20 protein-coding genes and 3 pseudogenes are annotated in these 18,695 nt (G+C 71.8%); 13 read left to right on the forward strand and 10 right to left on the reverse strand.

The window, feature by feature from the left end; translation table 11 throughout:
- Nucleotides 1-59: 59 nt before the first annotated feature.
- Nucleotides 60-1,307 (reverse strand): L,D-transpeptidase, encoded by a 1,248-nt coding sequence (locus tag ABS735_RS31970; protein ID WP_373902748.1) that lies wholly within the window; start codon nt 1,305-1,307, stop codon nt 60-62.
- A gap of 230 nt (nt 1,308-1,537) precedes the next feature.
- Complete coding sequence (locus ABS735_RS31975; protein WP_373902749.1) at nt 1,538-1,891, reverse strand: hypothetical protein; 354 nt, start codon at nt 1,889-1,891, stop codon at nt 1,538-1,540.
- Nucleotides 1,892-2,000: 109 nt separating this feature from the next.
- On the opposite strand from ABS735_RS31975, the gene ABS735_RS31980 reads away from it, so the two are divergent.
- Nucleotides 2,001-2,330: a hypothetical protein gene (locus tag ABS735_RS31980; RefSeq protein ID WP_373902750.1), complete on the forward strand. Its 330-nt coding sequence runs from the start codon at nt 2,001-2,003 to the stop codon at nt 2,328-2,330.
- A gap of 157 nt (nt 2,331-2,487) precedes the next feature.
- Here ABS735_RS31980 and hutH read toward each other — a convergent pair whose 3' ends face one another.
- The 3 genes from hutH to ABS735_RS31995 all read right to left on the reverse strand — a co-directional run bounded on the left by hutH (nt 2,488) and on the right by ABS735_RS31995 (nt 6,165).
- Nucleotides 2,488-4,026 (reverse strand): histidine ammonia-lyase, encoded by a 1,539-nt coding sequence (gene hutH / locus ABS735_RS31985; protein WP_373902782.1) that lies wholly within the window; start codon nt 4,024-4,026, stop codon nt 2,488-2,490.
- Nucleotides 4,027-4,119: 93 nt separating this feature from the next.
- Entirely contained in the window at nt 4,120-5,268 is a 1,149-nt protein-coding gene (locus ABS735_RS31990; protein ID WP_373902751.1) for a GGDEF domain-containing protein, read from the reverse strand.
- A gap of 96 nt (nt 5,269-5,364) precedes the next feature.
- Nucleotides 5,365-6,165 (reverse strand): enoyl-CoA hydratase/isomerase family protein, encoded by an 801-nt coding sequence (locus ABS735_RS31995; RefSeq protein ID WP_373902752.1) that lies wholly within the window; start codon nt 6,163-6,165, stop codon nt 5,365-5,367.
- A gap of 212 nt (nt 6,166-6,377) precedes the next feature.
- On the opposite strand from ABS735_RS31995, the gene ABS735_RS32000 reads away from it, so the two are divergent.
- Complete coding sequence (locus tag ABS735_RS32000) at nt 6,378-7,100, forward strand: hypothetical protein (protein ID WP_373902753.1); 723 nt, start codon at nt 6,378-6,380, stop codon at nt 7,098-7,100.
- A gap of 20 nt (nt 7,101-7,120) precedes the next feature.
- Here ABS735_RS32000 and ABS735_RS32005 read toward each other — a convergent pair whose 3' ends face one another.
- Together ABS735_RS32005 and ABS735_RS32010 are read right to left on the reverse strand one after the other, a co-directional pair.
- Nucleotides 7,121-8,266 (reverse strand): adenylate/guanylate cyclase domain-containing protein, encoded by a 1,146-nt coding sequence (locus tag ABS735_RS32005; protein WP_373902754.1) that lies wholly within the window; start codon nt 8,264-8,266, stop codon nt 7,121-7,123.
- A gap of 115 nt (nt 8,267-8,381) precedes the next feature.
- Nucleotides 8,382-9,257, reverse strand: coding sequence for a biotin--[acetyl-CoA-carboxylase] ligase (locus ABS735_RS32010; RefSeq protein WP_373902755.1), 876 nt, complete (start codon nt 9,255-9,257; stop codon nt 8,382-8,384).
- A gap of 255 nt (nt 9,258-9,512) precedes the next feature.
- Here ABS735_RS32010 and ABS735_RS32015 point away from each other — a divergent pair.
- The 5 genes and pseudogenes from ABS735_RS32015 to ABS735_RS32035 all read left to right on the forward strand — a co-directional run.
- Nucleotides 9,513-10,502: pseudogene (locus ABS735_RS32015) on the forward strand (acyl-CoA carboxylase subunit beta); the annotation flags it as partial.
- Between the two features lie 11 nt (nt 10,503-10,513).
- Nucleotides 10,514-11,212 (forward strand): acyl-CoA carboxylase subunit beta, encoded by a 699-nt coding sequence (locus ABS735_RS32020; protein ID WP_476755859.1) that lies wholly within the window; start codon nt 10,514-10,516, stop codon nt 11,210-11,212.
- Between the two features lie 20 nt (nt 11,213-11,232).
- A complete protein-coding gene (locus ABS735_RS32025; RefSeq protein WP_373902758.1) occupies nt 11,233-11,442 on the forward strand; it encodes an acyl-CoA carboxylase subunit epsilon in 210 nt (69 codons plus the stop codon).
- Between the two features lie 111 nt (nt 11,443-11,553).
- Nucleotides 11,554-11,682, forward strand: a complete 129-nt coding sequence (gene mmpB, locus ABS735_RS32030; protein ID WP_373902759.1) for a morphogenic membrane protein MmpB — start codon at nt 11,554-11,556, stop codon at nt 11,680-11,682.
- Nucleotides 11,683-11,718: 36 nt separating this feature from the next.
- Entirely contained in the window at nt 11,719-12,345 is a 627-nt protein-coding gene (locus ABS735_RS32035) for a nucleoside triphosphate pyrophosphatase (protein ID WP_373902760.1), read from the forward strand.
- On the opposite strand, the gene ABS735_RS32040 is transcribed toward ABS735_RS32035, so the two are convergent.
- Nucleotides 12,314-12,805 (reverse strand): hypothetical protein, encoded by a 492-nt coding sequence (locus tag ABS735_RS32040; RefSeq protein ID WP_373902761.1) that lies wholly within the window; start codon nt 12,803-12,805, stop codon nt 12,314-12,316. The two genes, ABS735_RS32035 and ABS735_RS32040, sit on opposite strands and share 32 nt — an antisense overlap.
- Before the next feature lie 374 nt (nt 12,806-13,179).
- Here ABS735_RS32040 and ABS735_RS32045 point away from each other — a divergent pair.
- The 5 genes and pseudogenes from ABS735_RS32045 to ABS735_RS32065 form a co-directional block, all read left to right on the forward strand.
- Nucleotides 13,180-13,329 (forward strand): annotated as a pseudogene (locus ABS735_RS32045) (biotin carboxylase N-terminal domain-containing protein); the annotation flags it as partial.
- Nucleotides 13,301-14,020: pseudogene (locus ABS735_RS32050) on the forward strand (acyl-CoA carboxylase subunit beta); the annotation flags it as partial. The pseudogenes ABS735_RS32045 and ABS735_RS32050, both read left to right, overlap by 29 nt.
- Nucleotides 14,021-14,040: 20 nt before the next feature.
- Entirely contained in the window at nt 14,041-14,244 is a 204-nt protein-coding gene (locus ABS735_RS32055) for an acyl-CoA carboxylase subunit epsilon (RefSeq protein ID WP_373906639.1), read from the forward strand.
- 19 nt (nt 14,245-14,263) lie between these two features.
- On the forward strand, nt 14,264-14,728 hold the full coding sequence (locus ABS735_RS32060) for a cobalamin B12-binding domain-containing protein (RefSeq protein WP_373906640.1): 465 nt from the start codon (nt 14,264-14,266) through the stop codon (nt 14,726-14,728).
- A complete protein-coding gene (locus ABS735_RS32065; protein ID WP_476755860.1) occupies nt 14,722-15,462 on the forward strand; it encodes a biotin/lipoyl-containing protein in 741 nt (246 codons plus the stop codon). The genes ABS735_RS32060 and ABS735_RS32065 overlap by 7 nt, the downstream gene beginning before the upstream one ends.
- Before the next feature lie 98 nt (nt 15,463-15,560).
- Here the strand turns inward: ABS735_RS32065 and ABS735_RS32070 are convergent, their stop codons facing one another.
- Both ABS735_RS32070 and ABS735_RS32075 read right to left on the reverse strand, forming a co-directional pair.
- Nucleotides 15,561-16,547 (reverse strand): DeoR/GlpR family DNA-binding transcription regulator, encoded by a 987-nt coding sequence (locus ABS735_RS32070; protein ID WP_373901626.1) that lies wholly within the window; start codon nt 16,545-16,547, stop codon nt 15,561-15,563.
- A gap of 170 nt (nt 16,548-16,717) precedes the next feature.
- Complete coding sequence (locus tag ABS735_RS32075; RefSeq protein ID WP_362108072.1) at nt 16,718-18,166, reverse strand: NAD(P)H-quinone dehydrogenase; 1,449 nt, start codon at nt 18,164-18,166, stop codon at nt 16,718-16,720.
- Nucleotides 18,167-18,252: 86 nt separating this feature from the next.
- On the opposite strand from ABS735_RS32075, the gene ABS735_RS32080 reads away from it, so the two are divergent.
- Entirely contained in the window at nt 18,253-18,690 is a 438-nt protein-coding gene (locus tag ABS735_RS32080) for a gamma-glutamylcyclotransferase family protein (protein ID WP_373901625.1), read from the forward strand.
- Nucleotides 18,691-18,695: the final 5 nt, after the last annotated feature.

The following is an 18,695-nucleotide window of genomic DNA, read 5'->3' on the forward strand; positions in this document are numbered from 1 at the left end:
CCGAGTCAGGAGTGGCGGGCGCCCGCGCGAAGTGCTGTCGGCCCGGAGGGACTTCGGCGTCAGACCGCCGAACCCGCCTTCCACTGGGCCCAGTCCATGTTCCAGCCGTTGAGGCCGTTGTCCGGGGCGATGGTCTTGTCGCCGGTGTTCTGGACGACGACCACGTCACCGATGATCGAGTTGTTGTAGAACCAGGCACCCGGCGTGTTCGGGTCGCCCGCGCCCTTGGCGTCCTCCAGGCCCACGCAGCCGTGGCTGGTGTTGACGCTGCCGAAGATGCCCTTGCCCCAGTAGTTGCCGTGGATGAAGGTGCCGGAGGTGCTCAGGCGCATGGCGTGCGGCACGTCCTTGATGTCGTACTCGCCCTTGCCGTCGTCGTCGGTGAAGCCGACGGTCGAGCCGTCCATCCGGGTCTCCTTGTACTTCTCGGAGATCACCATCTGGCCTTCGTAGGTCTTGTTGTCGGGGGAGCCGGCGGAGATCGGGATGGTCTTGATCGTCTTGCCGTCCTGCGTGACCTTCATCTGCTTGGTCTTCGCGTCGACGTAGGAGACCTGGTTGCGGCCGATCTTGAAGGTGACCGACTTCTGCTGGACGCCGTAGACGCCGTCGGCGCCCTCGACCCCGTCGAGCTCCAGCTTGAGGGTGACGGTCGAGCCCTCCTGCCAGTAGTCCTTGGGACGGCAGTCCATGCGCTGGGTCGAGAACCAGTGGCAGGCGACCTCCTGGCCGCTGCTGCTGTTGACCGTGATGCCCTTCTGGACGGCGGCCTTGTCGGTGATCTGCTTGTCGAAGTTGATCGACACGGGCATCCCGACGCCGACGGTCTTGCCGTCGTCCGGGGTGAAGGTCCCGATGAAGCTGTTCTGGGGGGAGACCGTGGTGAACGACGCGTTCTCGTGGGCGGCACGGCCCTCGGAGTCCTGCGCGGTCGCCGTGATCTGGTACTTGGTGGCGCGCTCCAGCTGGCCGCTGGGCTTCCAGCTCGTCTTGTCGGCGGATATCTCGCCGCTGACCTCGGTGCCGTCCGAGGCGGTCATCTTCACCTCGGTGAGCGTGCCCTTGCTCACGGTGACGCCGGCGGAGTTGTTGATGGAGGCGTTGTCCGAGCCGCCCTTGGGCGTGATCTTGATCTGGGCCTCGGACGTCTTCTTGGCCGCCGCTTCGTCGACCTCGGCCTGCGAGGTCTTGCCGTCCCCACCCCCGGAGGTGTCGGCGTCGCTACTGGAGCATGCCGAAAGCACCAGCACACCGCCGAGCAGTGCGGACGCGGCCGCCAGGCCCTTGCGCCGCTTACCGTCCGTCATCACACGCTTCTCCATCGTTGCCGATTCCCGAAACCCCGAGATACCCCGTCAATAACTTTCAACGCTACGACCGGTTCGTCCCGTTCCACATCGCTCACGGGTGTGGGGCATACCACGTTTGCCGCAGGGGGCGGAGGCGGTGCGGGGAGGTGTCGGTCAGTGCGCACCGTGAGACGACGAAACCCCGGACGGCGGTTGCCGTCCGGGGTCAGGAATTTCCCCACACCGCGTCAGCCGACCGTCATTTCATCGTCTTCCGGGTCGTTCTCGTCGCCATCATCCTCGTCGAGGTCCCACTCGGGCGAGTCGGGGTCGTAGTCGATCTGCTCACTGCTCCAGGAGGCCTGCTGGAGCTCGACCCCGGGCACCGCGCCGACCAGGTCGAACGGGTCCACCAGATGGGCCAGGGCCTCGGCGGTGTCCTCCGTCACAGCGCGCTCGGAGTCGGCCCGTTCGGCGTCGGACAGCTCGGCGTCCTCGGCGAGGGCCTGCAGCGCGGCCCCGGTGACGGCCTCCTCGTCGTCGATCTCGAGAACCAGCTCGACGCGAATACGTACAAACCGTGATGTCTCTGGAGTGCTCATGCCCGGAGCGTAAGGCCGACCCCTCCCGTGACTTTCCTGTGACCCGCGCCTTTCACTAACATCTGCCCACACGGCCAATTCGCCAGCGCCACAAGGGGATCGATATTCCGTGTCATCCGCTCGCCGTTCCTTGCTGACCGCCACCGCCGCGGGCGGCCTGCTGTGTGCCCTGTGGTTCGTCCCGTCGGCCAACGCGACACCCGAGACACCGGTGCTCGAGTCCGCGGCCGCGACGCCGTCTCCGCAGGTCACGGCCCAGGCGAGAGCCGCCTCCGCGGACACCGCCACGGACACGGCGGCGACCGGCGAGGGCACGACCCGGCTGGCCGACACCGGCAGCTTCGACAGCACGCCGTACGTCGTCGGCGGCGCCCTCTGCCTCGGTCTCGGCGCCGGCTTCGTGGGCTACTCGGTACGCCGGGAACGCCTCGGCTTTTGAGAGAACTTGACGTTCTTTTGGCTTTCTTGACTGCCGGGAGATCTTCCTGACCGCCCTGACCGGCACGGAGCACACCCGGGAGCGCCTGAGGGCCCGGAAACCGTGCGAGGGGGCCCGACGTCACGCCGGGCCCCCTCCACACGTCACCACCGGCTGGCTAGCGCAGCGGCCCCGTGACCGTCTCCGCCGCCGCGACCAGGTGCCCGGCGCGCACGAACGCGTCCGCCGCGGCGAGGTCGGGCGCCAGGTACCGGTCCGGACCGGGACCCTCGACACCGGCCGCCCGTACGGCGTCGATGACGGCCTGCGACGCGGGTGCCGGGGTCAGTCCCTCGCGGAGCTGGATCGCGCGCGTGGCGGCGTACAGCTCGACGGCGATCACGCGCGCGAGGTTGTCGACGGCCGTGCGCAGCTTGCGCGCCGCCGACCAGCCCATCGACACGTGGTCCTCCTGCATGGCGGAGGACGGGATGGAATCCGCCGAGGCCGGTACGGCGAGCCGCTTCAGCTCGCCGACCAGGGCGGCCTGCGTGTACTGGGCGATCATCAGGCCGGAGTCGACGCCCGCGTCGTCGGCGAGGAACGGCGGCAGACCGTGGCTGCGGTTCTTGTCGAGGAGCCGGTCGGTGCGGCGCTCGGCGATGGAGCCGAGGTCGGCGACGGCGACGGCGAGGAAGTCCAGGACGTAGGCGACCGGGGCGCCGTGGAAGTTGCCGTTGGACTCCACCCGGCCGTCGGGCAGGACGACGGGGTTGTCGACGGCCGCGGCCAGCTCGCGCTCGGCGACCAGGCCGGCGTGGGCCATGGTGTCGCGTCCGGCGCCCGCGACCTGCGGGGCGCAGCGCACCGAGTAGGCGTCCTGGACCCGGGGGGCGTCGTCCTGGTGGTGGCCGGTCAGGCCCGAGCCCTTGAGCACGGCGGCCATGTTGGCGGCGCTGGCCGCCTGCCCGGGGTGCGGACGGATGGCGTGCAGCTCGGGGGCGAGCACCTTGTCGGTGCCGAGCAGGGCCTCCATGGTCAGCGCGGCGGTGATGTCGGCGGACTTGTAGAGGGTGTCGAGGTCGGCGAGGGCCATGACCAGCATGCCGAGCATGCCGTCGGTGCCGTTGAGGAGGGCGAGGCCCTCCTTCTCGCGCAGCTCGACCGGGGTGATCCCGTGCGCGGCGAGCAGCTCACCGGCCGGCCGCACGGTGCCGTCGGGGCCCTCGGCGTCGCCCTCGCCCAGGAGGGTGAGCGCGCAGTGCGACAGCGGGGCGAGGTCGCCGGAGCAGCCGAGGGAGCCGTATTCGTGCACGACCGGGGTGATCCCGGCGTTGAGCACGTCGGCCATGGTCTGCGCGACCTCGGGGCGGACGCCGGTGTGTCCGGAGCAGACGGTCTTCAGCCGCAGGAACATCAGCGCGCGGACCACCTCGCGCTCGACGCGGGGGCCCATCCCGGCGGCGTGCGAGCGGACGATGTTGCGCTGCAGCTGGGCCCGCAGGTCGGGACTGATGTGCCGGGTCGCCAGGGCGCCGAAGCCGGTGCTCACGCCGTAGACGGGGTCCGGCTTGGCGGCCAGCGCGTCCACGATGCCGCGGGCCGCGGCCAGGGCGGCGACCGCGTCGTCGGAGAGTTCGATCCGGGCGCCGCCGCGTGCCACGGCGAGGACGTCGGACGCGGTGACCCCGGTCGTCCCCACCACCACAGTGTGCATATCCATATTCAGGAGCGTACGCAGTGAATTCGATGATGTCACGAGGGGGTACGTCACAGATGCGTGCCCGTAGCGCCCCTTACCGGATCGGCGTCACGGCGAGTGCCGCCCACGGAACCGCCTGCGCTCCCCGTCCTCCTCCCGGGAGGGCTCGTCCGCGAGCCGCACGACGGGGTCGTCGGGTCCCTCGCGCCCGGCGACCACCGGCCCGGCCGCGCGTTCCGCCTTGGCGCGGTACTGCGCGGCGTCGGCCAGCCGGAACAGCCGGCGGGCGGAGCGGACCGGCCCGACCGGGTCCTCCGTGGACGCGACCCCGCAGGCCACGCCGTCCCCCAGCTCCAGCTCGGCCGCCCGGCGGCACAGCTCCTCGGCCGCCTTGACCACCGCGTCGGCGGGCGGCCCGACCGCGAGCAGACAGAACTCGTCCCCGCCGAGCCGCGCCGCGAGCGCCCCCGGAAGCATCGCCCCGCACAGCGACAGCACCGATCCGAACCGCTCCAGGAGCCGGTCCCCGACGGCGTGACCGTGCGTGTCGTTCACCTGCTTGAGGCCGTTCAGATCGCAGACGACGAGGCTGACGACGACCTCCTCCTCGCGGTGCCGCTCGACGGCCTCGTCCAGCGCGGAGTCGACGGCGCGGCGGTTGGCCAGGCCCGTGAGCGCGTCGGTGTACGCGAGCCGCCGGACCTCTTCCAGCCGCTCGGTCTGCGCGATCCCGGCGGCGACGACGGAGGCCAGTACGGTGGCGAAGTCGGCGTCGGCCCGCTCGAAGACCCGCTCCCCCACCGGGCGGGCCACGTACAGCTCGCCCCACGCCCGCCCGTGCAGCACGATCGGCGCGACCACGCAGCAGCCCCGGCCCCGGCGGCGCAGGGCGGCGACGCGCTGATGGACGTATCCGGGGCGCCCGGCGGCGGGTCCCTCGGCCGTCTCGACCCAGGCGTCGGGTTCACCGCCGCCGGCCCAGCGCTCGTGCAGGAACTCGGTGATCTCCGCGAACTGGTGCACCGGGTAGGACTCGTTCTCCGGGAACTCCTCCTCGCCCTCGGCCCGCCGGCCGACGTTCACGAGGACCCGGAGCCGGCCCAGCTCGCGCTCCCAGACCGACAGCGCGGCGAAGCTGCCGCCCAGCGCCAGGCACCCGCCGACGGCCGCCGCCCGCCACGCCTCACGCGCGCTGTGCGCGGCGGCCATCCCCTGCGCAAGCGCCACCACGGCCGCGAGCCGCCTGTCGTCACCCATCACTCCAGGCTAGGGAGATTCACGAAGAAACGTTACTCAAGCGGGGCGAACCGGGCGAGTGTCGTCAGGGCGGTCCGCCGCGACGGCCGCGCCCCCTCACTCGCCCGGCCACCTCGGCGCCCGCTTCTCGTTGAACGCCGCCACGCCCTCCGCCCGGTCCCCCGAGAACGCCACCGACCGCCACGCCGCGTCCTCGACCTCGAGGCCCGCCCGCAGGTCGAGGCCGTGCCCGAGGCGCAGCGCACGCTTGGCCGCGCGCAGGCCCACGGGCGAGTTCGCGGCCATCCGGGACGCCAGCTCCAGCGCCTCCTCCCGGTCCCGCCCCTCCTCCACCAGCTGGTCCACGAGCCCGATCCCGCGCGCCTCCTCGGCCGCCACCCGCCGCGCCGTGAACACCAGCTCGGCCGCTCGCGCCGCCCCCACCCGGCGCGGCAGCAGCTGCGTACCGCCGCCGCCCGGGATCACCCCCACCGACACCTCCGGCAGCCCCACCACGGCCGTACGGTCGGCCACGATCACGTCGCAGGACAGCGCCAGCTCGAACCCGCCGCCCAGCGCGAACCCGTGCACGGCCGCGACCGTCGGCTGCGGCAGCTCGAGCACCGCGGTGTACGCCCCCCGTGTCACCGGCCGCTGGCGCAGCAGATCGGCGTCGGAGAAGGAGTTGCGCTCCTTCAGGTCCGCCCCGACGCAGAACGCCCGCTCGTGGGTCGAGGTCAGCACCACGACCCGTACGCTCCGGTCCTCGCCCAGCGCCGCGCAGGCCGCGCCCACGGACCGGGCCATCGCGGTCGAGACGGCGTTCATGGCCTTCGGCCGGTCGAGCGCGAGCTCCGCGACATGCCCGTCCCCGTGCCGCCGCACCAGGACGAACTCTCCGAACCGCTCCTCGCTCATGACACCCTCCGGTTAACGCGTGTTAACAAGTCGACCGCCCGATCATCGCAGGCGGGCCCGCGCGGGGGAAGACCGGACGCGCCCGCTCCCCGCACCGGCCCCGCCCACCCGTTCGAGTGACATACGGCCGACCGCCCCACTCCGGCCGACGGCAGACCGTAGCCTCGCTCCGCCACGGCGCAGCGGGGGCGCGTGCGCACCGGGGAGGGACCATGACGACGACCGGCACACCGACGACCGGCAGGCCGACCGCCGGCACGCCCACTGACGTGCGGACGGAGCCGCGGTACGCGTGGTGCCGCCGGGGCCGGCACCGCAGGCCCCGCCCCCGCAAGGTGCTGCTGGTCACCGGCGGCCTCGCCCTGGCGGCGGCTGGCGCTCTGAGCCTCGTACGCCTGCTGCCCGAGCCCGGTGGTGACGCGAGCGGCGGCTTCGGCGCCGGGGCCGCGCCGCGCGTGGAGGGCGGGGGCACGGCCTCGGACCGGGCGACGGCGCCTGCCGCCGGGGCCACCGACGGCGGACCGCCCGGGGCGAGCCCTTCGGCGACATCCGCCATGGGCGGCCTGAGCGGCTCCCCCGAACCGGGCCTCATACCCGGTCTCGTACCGGGCCCGTCCGCGAGCGGTCCAGCGGTCCCGCTCCCCACGACCACGACCGTGCCGGGCACCCCGGACGCCTCCGACGGGCGCAGGCCGGGGGAAAGGGCACAGGAAGAAGGGGAGGAAAGGGAACGGGCGGGTGACGCCGGCGACCGGGCTCGCACCCCGGCCCCGGGCACCGCGCAGCCGTCGCGGTCCGACGGGCCCGGGCCTCACCCCACCCCGGCACCACCGGGCCGCAGCACGCCACCGACGTCCGATCCGGCGCCGGAACCCGACGATCCGGGCCTGTGCGTGCCCGTCATAGGCCTCTGCGTCGACCTGTTCGACGGCTGAACAACCGGACTGCGGGCGCCCTACGGCTCCCCGCCGCCGTCGCCCCGGCGCGTGAGCAGCCACGGCTCGACCACGCCGAGACCGCGTACCGGACGCTGCCACATCGGCTGGAGCGCGAAGCGGTACACCGGCGGCTCCTCGCCCTCCTTCTCCGCGGCGGCCGCCGCCTCGGCCGCCGCCGCCTCCGATGCGGGGGCGTCCCCGGTGCGGATCAGCTCCTCCGCGAAGGCGGAGTCGACGAGGACGGCGTCCTTCGGGGCTATCGAGGTGAGCCGGGAGGCCAGGTTGACGGTCGTACCGAAGACATCGCCCATCCGGGTGGTGACCGTGCCGAAGGCGATGCCGACGCGCAGCTCCGGCATGGTCTCGTCGTTGGCCATCGTCTCGATGAGCCGCAGGGCGATCTCGGCGGCCGTACCGGCGTCGTCGGCGGCGTAGAGCACCTCGTCGCCGAGGGTCTTGACCAGCCGTCCGCCGCGCGCGGCCACCAGGTCGGCGGAGGTGGTCTCGAAGGCCTCGACCAGTTCGCCGAGTTCCTCCTCCTCCATCCGCCGGGTCAGCCGCGTGAAGCCGACCAGGTCCGCGAAGCCGACCGCGAGCCGCCGGTCCACCATCTCCTCGTCGTCCCCGGCCTGGATGACGCGGCCGGCCGAGGCGGCGAGCTGGCGCCGCCAGACGTAGACGAGGAACTCCTGCAGCTCGGGAAGGAGCAGTTCGACGATGGGATACGTCACCTCGGTGCGCGTCATCCCGGGCTCGGGGGGCTCGGTCAGGCCCTCCAGGAAGGAGTCGATCTGCCACTCGGCCAACCGGGCGGTGGTCTGCCCCGTGGACCGGGCGACCTGGACGGCCATCGCCTCGCTGAGCAGCCCCGCCTCCACCAGACCGGCCAGTCGCCGCAGGGCGAGGACGTCGGCCTCGGTCAGCGCCTTGGCCTGGCCGATGTCGGCGAAGCCCATGGCCCGCCAGAAACGGGAGGCCAGTTCCATGGAGACGCCCGCGCTGCGGGCGGCCTGGAAGGGGGTGTAGCGGCGCTCGGCGCCCAGGATGAGCCCTTCGAGGCGCAGCGCGAGCGGGTCCTCGCCGGGGTCGGCGGAGTCCGGGGCGGGCTCGGGGTCCACCCGGCCGTCCCCGTCCGCGCCGGAGCCGGTGTCGTCGACGGTCACGCCTGTTGCCTTTCCGATCTGCCGCGGTCAGGTTCGACCGGCCCCAACTTTACGTCAGGTGTGCCCCAGCTCACTCCCGTGCGGCCCGCACTCCGAGAGTGCCCCGGGGCGGCGCTCACGCCAACCGCAAGTGCACGATGTCGCCCGCCCCCACCGGCTCCTGCACCCCCGCCTCCGTCGCCAGCACCAGCCGCCCGTCGCCGTCCACGGCCACCGCCTCCCCCACGAGCGACCGGTCCCCCGGAAGCTCCGCCCGCACCATGCGCCCGAGCGTCGCGCAGCCCGCCGCGTACGTCTCCTGCAGCCCGCTGACCGCAGGGTCGCCGCCGGCCGCACGCCAGCGCCCGTACCAGTCCTCCAGCGACCGCAGCACCCCGCGCAGCAGCGGGTCCCGGTCGGTGTTCACGGCCCCGGCCAGCGCCAGCGACCCGGCCCGTGCGACCGGCAGCTCCTCGGCGCGGAGCGAGACGTTGATGCCGACGCCGATGACGACGCCGTCGTCGCCGGCCCGCTCGGCCAGGATGCCGCCGGCCTTGCGTTCCTCGTCGCCGACGGTCACCAGCAGGTCGTTGGGCCACTTCAGGGCGGTGTCGACGCCCGCGACGCGGGACAGCCCGGTCGCCACGGCGACGCCGGTGAGCAGCGGCAGCCATCCCCAGCGGGTCACGGGGATCTCGGCGGGCCGCAGCAGTACGGAGAAGAAGAGCCCGGAGCGCGCCGGCGCCGTCCACTGCCGGTCCAGGCGCCCGCGCGCGGCGCTCTGCTCCTCGGCGACGAGGACGACGCCCTCCGCCAGGTCCCCCCGCGCGGCCCGGGCCACGAGGTCGGAGTTGGTGGAGCCGGTGCGCTGCACCACGTCCACCTGCCGCCACAGCCCTCCCTCCCGTACCAGGCCCCGGCGCAGGGCCGTGCTGCTGAGGGGCGGCCGGTCCAGGTCGGACCACCTGTTGTTCGGGGAGTCGGGGGAGTCGGAGGAGTCTCGGGGCGTCATGCAACCCACCCTAGGTGTGGGAAAGACCGCACTGCCGAAGGGAAGGGCCCCTACTACTCTACGAACGAGTAACCGTCCCCCCTTTTGAGCAGGCAGGGAGCCGCATCCCGATGTCCGAGCCGGAAGAGCAGCAGCCCGACATCCACACGACCGCGGGCAAGCTCGCGGATCTCAGGCGCCGTATCGAGGAAGCGACGCACGCCGGTTCCGCACGCGCCGTCGAGAAGCAGCACGCCAAGGGCAAGCTGACGGCTCGTGAACGCCGACATCCACACGACCGCGGGCAAGCTCGCGGATCTCAGGCGCCGTATCGAGGAAGCGACGCACGCCGGTTCCGCACGCGCCGTCGAGAAGCAGCACGCCAAGGGCAAGCTGACGGCTCGTGAACGCATCGACCTCCTCCTGGACGAGAGCTCCTTCGTCGAGCTGGACGAGTTCGCCCGGCACCGCTCCACCAACTTCGGCCTGGAGGCCAACCGCCCCTACGGCGACGGCGTCGTCACCGGCTACGGCACCGTCGACGGCCGCCCCGTCGCCGTCTTCTCCCAGGACTTCACCGTCTTCGGCGGCGCCCTCGGCGAGGTCTACGGCCAGAAGATCGTCAAGGTCATGGACTTCGCCCTGAAGACCGGCTGCCCCGTCATCGGCATCAACGACTCCGGCGGCGCCCGCATCCAGGAAGGCGTCGCCTCGCTGGGCGCCTACGGCGAGATCTTCCGCCGCAACACCCACGCCTCCGGCGTGATCCCGCAGATCAGCCTGGTCGTCGGCCCCTGCGCGGGCGGCGCGGTCTACTCCCCCGCGATCACCGACTTCACGGTCATGGTCGACCAGACCAGCCACATGTTCATCACCGGCCCCGACGTCATCAAGACCGTCACCGGCGAGGACGTCGGCTTCGAGGAACTGGGCGGCGCCCGCACCCACAACTCCACCTCGGGCGTGGCCCACCACATGGCCGGCGACGAGAAGGACGCCGTCGAGTACGTCAAGCAGCTCCTGTCCTACCTGCCGTCCAACAACCTCTCCGAACCCCCCGCCTTCCCCGAAGAGGCCGACCTCACGGTCACCGACGAGGACGCCGAACTGGACACGATCGTCCCCGACTCGGCGAACCAGCCCTACGACATGCACTCCGTCATCGAGCACGTCCTGGACGACGCCGAGTTCTTCGAGACCCAGCCGCTGTTCGCGCCGAACATCCTCACCGGCTTCGGCCGCGTCGAGGGCCGCCCCGTCGGCATCGTNCCTACGACATGCACTCCGTCATCGAGCACGTCCTGGACGACGCCGAGTTCTTCGAGACCCAGCCGCTGTTCGCGCCGAACATCCTCACCGGCTTCGGCCGCGTCGAGGGCCGCCCCGTCGGCATCGTGGCCAACCAGCCGATGCAGTTCGCCGGCTGCCTGGACATCACCGCCTCCGAGAAGGCGGCCCGCTTCGTGCGCACCTGCGACGCCTTCAACGTCCCCGTCCTCACCTTCGTCGACGTCCCCGGCTTCCTGCCCGGCGTCGACCAGGAGCACGACGGCATCATCCGCCGCGGCGCCAAGCTGATCTTCGCCTACGCCGAGGCCACCGTCCCCCTCATCACGGTCATCACCCGCAAGGCCTTCGGCGGCGCCTACGACGTCATGGGCTCCAAGCACCTGGGGGCCGACCTCAACCTGGCCTGGCCCACCGCCCAGATCGCGGTCATGGGCGCCCAGGGAGCCGTCAACATCCTGCACCGCAGGACCATCGCCGGCTCCGACGACCCCGACGCGGCACGCGCCCGGCTGATGCAGGAGTACGAGGACGCCCTCCTCAACCCCTACACCGCCGCCGAACGCGGCTACGTCGACGCCGTGATCATGCCCTCCGACACCCGCCGCCACATCGTCCGCGGCCTGCGCCAGCTGCGCACCAAGCGCGAATCCCTCCCCCCGAAGAAGCACGGCAACATCCCCCTCTGATCCCCCCGGAAGGAGCCGCTGTGACCATCAAGGTCGTACGGGGCAACCCCACCCCCGAAGAACTGGCCGCCGCCCTGACGGTGGTCAGGGCCCGCGCCGCCGCAATCGAGACGGAGCCGTCCGGCGCCTCGGGTCCCAGGGACGCCTGGTCCGACCCGTCCCGCATCGCAGCCCACCGCCTGCCCCACCCCGGCCCGGCCTCATGGGGCCGCACGTACTGGCCAAGCTAGGGCCGAACCCCCTAGGGGCGCGGGGAACCGCGCACAGAACGGCAACCCCGCGCCCCGATATAGGTACCCGTACTCAAGCCCCGCCCCCCGGCCAAGCCCCACGCTAGTGACATGCTGTGGTCCGACCCCGAGAACGAGCCGCCCAAGGAACTGCGCGACATGCAGGACATGCTGCGGCGGCTGAGCGTCTTCCTGGCGCTGGCCATGGTCCTGGCGATGATCGTGCTCGGTCTGCACTGACGCCGGCGGCGGGCGCACCGCCGATACCCTGATCCCATGACCGACCAGCAGCAGCCCCGCCGCCGACTCGTCCTCGCCTCCCAGTCCCCGGCCCGGCTCGGCCTGCTGCGCCAGGCCGGGCTCGCCCCCGAGGTGCTGGTGAGCGGCGTCGACGAGGAAGCCGTCACCGCCTCCACCCCCGCCGACCTGGCCCTCGCCCTGGCCGAGGCCAAGGCGTCCGTGGTGGCCGCCAAGCCCGAGGTGCACGGCGCCCTGGTGATCGGCTGCGACTCGGTGCTCGACCTGGACGGCCAGGCGCTCGGCAAGCCGGCGGACGCCGAGGAGGCCACCGCCCGCTGGAAGGCGATGCGCGGCCGGGCGGGCACGCTGCAGACCGGCCACTGCGTCTGGGACACCGCCTCCGGCCGCCACGTCTCGGCGACCGCGTCCACCGTCGTCCGTTTCGGCGAGCCGACCGACGACGAGATCGCCGCCTACGTGGCCTCCGGGGAGCCCCTGTACGTCGCGGGCGCGTTCACCCTGGACGGCCGCTCGGCGCCGTTCATCGACGGCATCGACGGCGACCACGGGAACGTCATCGGCCTCAGCCTGCCCCTGCTGCGCCGCCTCCTCGCCGAGCTCGGGACCGGCATCACGGAGTTGTGGGCGCCGCAGGAGGGCTGACCGGGGAGCCGTCGTCGCCCTTGCCGCCGTTGCCGCCCTGGGGCCGCGGCCCGGCGGCAGGCTCCTCACGGGTGTCGTACGTCATCAGCAGCAGCACGATGAGGCCCAGTACGGCGATCATGAAGATGAAGGCGCCGGGTCCCACCAGCCCCCAGGTGAAGGCGCCGAGCAGCCCGTGCACCACGGCGGCACTGATCAGCAGGATCCGGCCGAGCCCCGCGGGCGCGCGGTCCCGCACCGCCACGAGCAGGGCGACCAGGGCGCAGAGCGCGAAGTACAGCCCGAAGACGACCCCGCCGATCTTCGAGGAGACGGACATCGTGTCCGGGTCGAGCCCGGCCAGGGACATGTCCTGCCGGTCGACGACGATCCCCAGGAACCAGTTCAGCGCCGCGACGCCGACCGCCTCCACGAAGAGCACGACCGCCACGACCCACGCCACCGGCCTGCGCACTGACACCGGTCCCCACCCACTTTCGACCGCTGCCGCACAGGACAGCTGTTACCCCAAGTACGTTCGAGACACGGGGAACGCTACTAACGGGTAAACCTCGCCACAAGGGTTCCGGCACGAGCAAAGAATCATTGGGCCATTAGTAGGGACTCCACAAAGAAACCGAGTGGCCCGCAGCACGCCCTTACAGAGACCTTGACCACACAGGGGGACTAGGGTTTCCCCCAGGAGTCCTGCGTAGCGCGGTACTACAAGGGCTTTCGCGGGTCGAGCGAGCCTCGAATCACGCTCCGTGTGGGCAAGCTCACCATTGGGGACGGGTCGAAGTGCCGTGTCGGCAGTCCCTAAACTCGGCTTGTTTCAAGGAGGGAGCCTCAATCGTGCGCAAGGTGCTCATCGCCAATCGTGGCGAAATCGCTGTCCGCGTGGCCCGGGCCTGCCGGGACGCCGGGATCGCGAGCGTGGCCGTCTACGCGGACCCGGACCGGGACGCATTGCATGTCCGCGCCGCTGNCCTACGACATGCACTCCGTCATCGAGCACGTCCTGGACGACGCCGAGTTCTTCGAGACCCAGCCGCTGTTCGCGCCGAACATCCTCACCGGCTTCGGCCGCGTCGAGGGCCGCCCCGTCGGCATCGTCGCCAACCAGCCGATGCAGTTCGCCGGCTGCCTGGACATCACCGCCTCCGAGAAGGCCGCCCGCTTCGTACGCACCTGCGACGCCTTCAACGTCCCCGTCCTCACCTTCGTCGACGTCCCCGGCTTCCTGCCCGGCGTCGACCAGGAACACGACGGCATCATCCGCCGCGGCGCCAAGCTGATCTTCGCCTACGCCGAGGCCACCGTCCCCCTCATCACGGTCATCACCCGCAAGGCCTTCGGCGGCGCCTACGACGTCATGGGCTCCAAACACCTCGGCGCCGACCTCAACCTGGCCTGGCCCACCGCCCAGATCGCCGTCATGGGCGCCCAGGGCGCCGTCAACATCCTGCACCGCAGGACCATCGCCGGCTCCGACGACCCCGACGCGGCACGCGCCCGGCTGATGCAGGAGTACGAGGACGCCCTCCTCAACCCCTACACCGCCGCCGAACGCGGCTACGTCGACGCCGTGATCATGCCCTCCGACACCCGCCGCCACATCGTCCGCGGCCTGCGCCAGCTCCGCACCAAGCGCGAATCCCTCCCCCCGAAGAAGCACGGCAACATCCCCCTCTGAACCCTCCGGAAGGAGCCACTGTGACCATCAAGGTCGTACGGGGCAACCCCACCCCGGAAGAACTCGCCGCCGTGGTCACCTTGCTGACCACCGTCGGCACTGCGGCCCCCGCCGCCCCGGCGCCCCGGCGCACGGGTGCCGCCTGGGCCTCCACCCGCCGCCTCCTGCGCACGCCACAGGGCTACGGCCCCGTCGGCTGGCTCGCCTCAGCCCTCCCCCAGTGAACCCGCGATCGGAGAGATCATGAACACCCTGCGACAGCGCGCAGACCTCGGTGGTGCCACGGCGCCGCCCCGGTTGCGCGTGGTGATCGCCAAGCCCGGACTCGACGGCCACGACCGTGGCGCCAAGGTGATCGCCCGTGCGCTGCGCGACGCCGGCCACGAGGTGATCTACACCGGCCTGCACCAGACACCGGAGCAGATCGTCGCCACCGTCATCGCCGAGGACGCACCCGTGCTGGGCCTCTCGGTCCTCTCGGGCGCCCATCTGACCATCGTGGAGCGCGTGCTCGAACTGCTGGCGCGGGAGGACGCGAGCGACGTCCGCATCCTGGTCGGCGGCATCATCCCGGACGCGGACGTCCGAGCGCTCGAAGCGATGGGCGTGGCCGCGGTGTTCACCCCCGGTGCGGACATCCGCCGCATCGTCGCGACCGTCGACGCGCTCGGCGCCGGCCGGACGGACGTCCAGGAGGCGGCATGCTGACGAAGGTGCTCATCGCCAATCGTGGCGAAATCGCTGTCCGCGTGGCCCGGGCCTGCCGGGACGCCGGGATCGCGAGCGTGGCCGTCTACGCGGACCCGGACCGGGACGCATTGCATGTCCGCGCCGCTGGCCGCACCCGCGCCGAGGCACTCCAGCGCGCCGCCCGCGCCCTGGACGAATTCCAGGTCGAGGGCATGGCCACCGCCATCCCCTTCCACCGCACCGTCGTCCGCGACCCGGCCTTCGCGCCCGAACTGACCGGCTCCACGGACCCCTTCACGGTCCACACCCGGTGGATCGAGACGGAGTTCGTCAACGAGATCAAGCCCTTCACCGCGCCCGCCGACACCGAGGCGGACGAGGAGAGCGGCCGCGAGACGGTCGTCGTCGAGGTCGGCGGCAAGCGCCTGGAGGTCTCCCTCCCCTCCAGCCTGGGCATGTCGCTGGCCCGCACCGGCCTGGCGGCCGGGGCCCGCCCCAAGCGCCGCGCGGCCAAGAAGTCCGGCCCCGCCGCCTCCGGCGACACCCTCGCCTCCCCGATGCAGGGCACCATCGTCAAGATCGCCGTCGAGGAGGGCCAGGAAGTCCAGGAAGGCGACCTGATCGTCGTACTCGAAGCGATGAAGATGGAACAGCCCCTCAACGCCCACAAGTCCGGCACCGTCAAGGGCCTGGGCGCGGAGGTCGGCGCCTCCGTCACGTCCGGCGCCGCGATCTGCGAGATCAAGGACTGAGGACGCCCGCACCACACGACAGGGGCGCCCGGCGGACCGTATCCCACGGTCCGCCGGGCGCCCCTCTCACTGCCCGACGGACGGGGACCGCCGGACGACTACCGGCGACGCATGTCGGCGACGCGCGCCCGTTCCGCCCCGCCGTTCTGCTCACTCAGGGCGGTGGCCGACCGAAGGCCCGCCGCCGCGCCCGGAACCTGTCGGCGCGGCCCCGGAAGCGGCACGTCCCGGCGTTGCTGGCGCGCCACGGATTCACCCCCCGAGGCCCCCGGTGTCCCGCCGCCGTTCGCCGCACCACCCCCCGAGGCCCCGGCCACGGTGATCTGCACGCCCTGGTCGGCCAGGGCCTGGAGCTCGGTGGCGGCGCGATCGTCGTGGCCCGGCGACTCGTCGGTGACCAGACGGGTGATGACATCGGTGGGCACGGTCTGGAACATGGTGTCCGTACCCAGCTTGGAGTGGTCGGCGAGGACGACGACCTCGGCGGCGGCCTGGACCAGCGCCCGGTCGACGGACGCCGACAGCATGTTGGACGTGGACAGTCCCCGCTCGGCGGTCAGCCCGCTCCCGGACAGGAAGGCCTTGGAGACCCGCAGCCCCTGCAGGGACTGCTCGGCCCCGGACCCCACCAGGGCGTAGTTGGACCCCCGGAGCGTGCCACCGGTCATCACGACCTCGACCCGGTTGGCGTGGGCGAGGGCCTGGGCCACCAGCAGCGAGTTGGTGACGACGGTCAGCCCGGGCACCCGCGCGAGCCGGCGGGCCAGCTCCTGCGTCGTGGTACCCGCCCCCACCACGATGGCTTCGCCCTCTTCGACGAGGCCCGCGGCGAGATCGGCGATGGCCGTCTTCTCGGCGGTCGCGAGATGGGACTTCTGCGGAAAGCCGGACTCTCGCGTGAACCCGCCCGGCAGTACCGCACCGCCGTGCCGGCGGTCGAGGAGTCCTTCTGCCTCCAGTGCGCGCACGTCCCGCCGTACGGTCACTTCGGAGGTCTGGACGACGCGGGCGAGCTCACGGAGCGACACGGCCCCGTTCGCTCGCACCATTTCGAGGATCAATTGGCGACGTTCTGCAGCGAACACGAAACTGACAGTAACCCCAACGACCGTCTGCTTTCAGCAGTATGCGCCGAATAACAGAAGTTGTTCGCATGCCACCACTGGAAGTGGTATACGGGCCTACCCCGCCCGCCTATGCCACCCGCAAGCACCGCGACTCCCCGTGACCGGCGGGGAGTCATTTCAAGCCGCGGCTAGCCCTCTCCGCCGGCCTTCCGGGTGTGCAACTGCCGCGCCACCTCCGCGATCGACCCCGAAAGCGAGGGATACACGGTGAAGGCGTTGGCGATCTGCTCGACCGTCAGGTTGTTGTCGACGGCGATCGAGATGGGGTGGATGAGCTCCGAAGCACGCGGCGCCACGACGACACCGCCCACCACGATCTCGGTACCGGGCCGGCAGAAGATCTTGACGAAGCCGTCCCGGATGCCCTGCATCTTGGCGCGGGGGTTGCGCAGCAGCGGCAGCTTCACCACCCGGGCGTCGATCTTGCCGGCGTCGACGTCGGCCTGCGAGTAGCCGACGGTGGCGATCTCGGGGTCGGTGAAGACGTTGGCGGACACGGTCTTGAGGTTCAGCGGGGTCACGGCATCGCCCAGGAAGTGGTACATGGCGATCCGTCCCTGCATCGCCGCCACCGAGGCGAGCGCGAAGACACCGGTGACGTCACCGGCGGCGTACACGCCGGGAGCCGAGGTCCGCGAGACCCGGTCGGTCTTGATGTGTCCGGAGTCCTTGAGCCGGACCCCGGCCTCCTCCAGCCCCATGCCCTCGGTGTTGGGAATGGCACCGACGGCCATCAGACAGTGCGACCCGGTGATGACCCGTCCGTCCGACAGCGTGACTTCCACCCGGTCGCCCACCCGCTTGGCGGACTGGGCCCGGGACCGCGACATGACGTTCATCCCGCGCCGCCGGAAGACGTCCTCCAGCACGGCCGCCGCGTCCGGGTCCTCACCGGGCAGCACCCGGTCCCGCGACGACACGAGCGTGACCCGCGACCCCAGGGCCTGATAGGCACCGGCGAACTCGGCACCGGTGACACCCGACCCCACCACGATGAGCTCCTCGGGCAGCTCATCGAGGTCGTACACCTGGGTCCAGTTCAGAATCCGCTCACCGTCGGGCCGAGCGTCCGGCAGCTCCCGCGGATGCCCGCCAGTGGCGATGAGCACCGCGTCAGCGGTCAGCGTCTCCTCACTTCCGTCGGCGGCCCGCACCACGACCTTGCGGGACCCGTCGAGTCCCTGCATGCCCTCCAGCCGTCCGCGCCCGCGCATGACCCGGGCGCCGGCGCGCGTGACGGAGGCGGTGATGTCGTGCGACTGCGCCAGCGCGAGCCGCTTCACCCGGCGGTTGACCTTGCCCAGGTCGACCCCCACCACCCGGGCGGCCTGCTCCATGGGCGGGGTGTCATCGGCGACGATGATCCCCAGCTCCTCGTAGGACGAATCGAAGGTGGTCATCACCTCAGCCGTCGCGATGAGGGTCTTGGACGGCACGCAGTCGGTCAGCACCGACGCCCCGCCCAGACCGTCGCAGTCCACGACGGTCACCTCCGCGCCGAGCTGAGCGGCCACCAGCGCCGCTTCGTATCCGCCGGGTCCGCCGCCAATGATCACGATCCGAGTCACGTACTCCATTGTCCCGCACCCTTCAACGAGTGGCCGCCCGGGGCCACCACCGTTACAACAGCGATGCCCCGCACCCCTGCCGTACCCTTCCCCTCATGTCGCTCTACGCCGCTTACGCCGGCAACCTCGACGCGCGGCTGATGACCCGCCGCGCCCCGCACTCGCCGCTGCGCGCCACCGGCTGGCTGAACGGGTGGCGGCTGACCTTCGGGGGCGAGCACATGGGCTGGGAGGGCGCGATCGCGACCCTCGTGGAGGACCCGATCTCCCAGGTCTTCGTGTCCCTCTACGACATCGCCCCCATGGACGAGGACTCCCTCGACCGCTGGGAGGGCGTGGGCATGGACATCTACCGCCGCACCCGCGTCCGCGTCCACACCCTGGAGGGCGAGGAAGGGGCCTGGACCTACGTCCTGAACGCCTACGAGGGCGGCCTGCCCTCCGCCCGCTACCTGGGCGAGATCGCGGACGCCGCCGAATCGGCCGGCGCCCCCCACGACTACGTGATGGAACTGCGCAAGCGCCCTTGCTGACCACC

The sequence above is a fragment of the Streptomyces sp. MMCC 100 genome, from assembly GCF_041538145.2.
Lineage (GTDB): Bacteria > Actinomycetota > Actinomycetes > Streptomycetales > Streptomycetaceae > Streptomyces.

Bases quoted from the DNA above. Each gene is read 5' to 3' on its own strand.
- ABS735_RS31970 (WP_373902748.1), bottom strand. From the start codon at position 1,307: ATGACGGACGGTAAGCGGCGCAAGGGCCTGGCGGCCGCGTCCGCACTG.
- ABS735_RS31975 (WP_373902749.1), bottom strand. From the start codon at position 1,891: ATGAGCACTCCAGAGACATCACGGTTTGTACGTATTCGCGTCGAGCTG.
- hutH (WP_373902782.1), bottom strand. From the start codon at position 4,026: ATGCACACTGTGGTGGTGGGGACGACCGGGGTCACCGCGTCCGACGTC.
- ABS735_RS31990 (WP_373902751.1), bottom strand. From the start codon at position 5,268: ATGGGTGACGACAGGCGGCTCGCGGCCGTGGTGGCGCTTGCGCAGGGG.
- ABS735_RS31995 (WP_373902752.1), bottom strand. From the start codon at position 6,165: ATGAGCGAGGAGCGGTTCGGAGAGTTCGTCCTGGTGCGGCGGCACGGG.
- ABS735_RS32000 (WP_373902753.1), top strand. From the start codon at position 6,378: ATGACGACGACCGGCACACCGACGACCGGCAGGCCGACCGCCGGCACG.
- ABS735_RS32010 (WP_373902755.1), bottom strand. From the start codon at position 9,257: ATGACGCCCCGAGACTCCTCCGACTCCCCCGACTCCCCGAACAACAGG.
- ABS735_RS32020 (WP_476755859.1), top strand. From the start codon at position 10,514: ATGCACTCCGTCATCGAGCACGTCCTGGACGACGCCGAGTTCTTCGAG.
- mmpB (WP_373902759.1), top strand. From the start codon at position 11,554: ATGCTGTGGTCCGACCCCGAGAACGAGCCGCCCAAGGAACTGCGCGAC.
- ABS735_RS32035 (WP_373902760.1), top strand. From the start codon at position 11,719: ATGACCGACCAGCAGCAGCCCCGCCGCCGACTCGTCCTCGCCTCCCAG.
- ABS735_RS32060 (WP_373906640.1), top strand. From the start codon at position 14,264: ATGAACACCCTGCGACAGCGCGCAGACCTCGGTGGTGCCACGGCGCCG.
- ABS735_RS32065 (WP_476755860.1), top strand. From the start codon at position 14,722: ATGCTGACGAAGGTGCTCATCGCCAATCGTGGCGAAATCGCTGTCCGC.
- ABS735_RS32075 (WP_362108072.1), bottom strand. From the start codon at position 18,166: ATGGAGTACGTGACTCGGATCGTGATCATTGGCGGCGGACCCGGCGGA.
- ABS735_RS32080 (WP_373901625.1), top strand. From the start codon at position 18,253: ATGTCGCTCTACGCCGCTTACGCCGGCAACCTCGACGCGCGGCTGATG.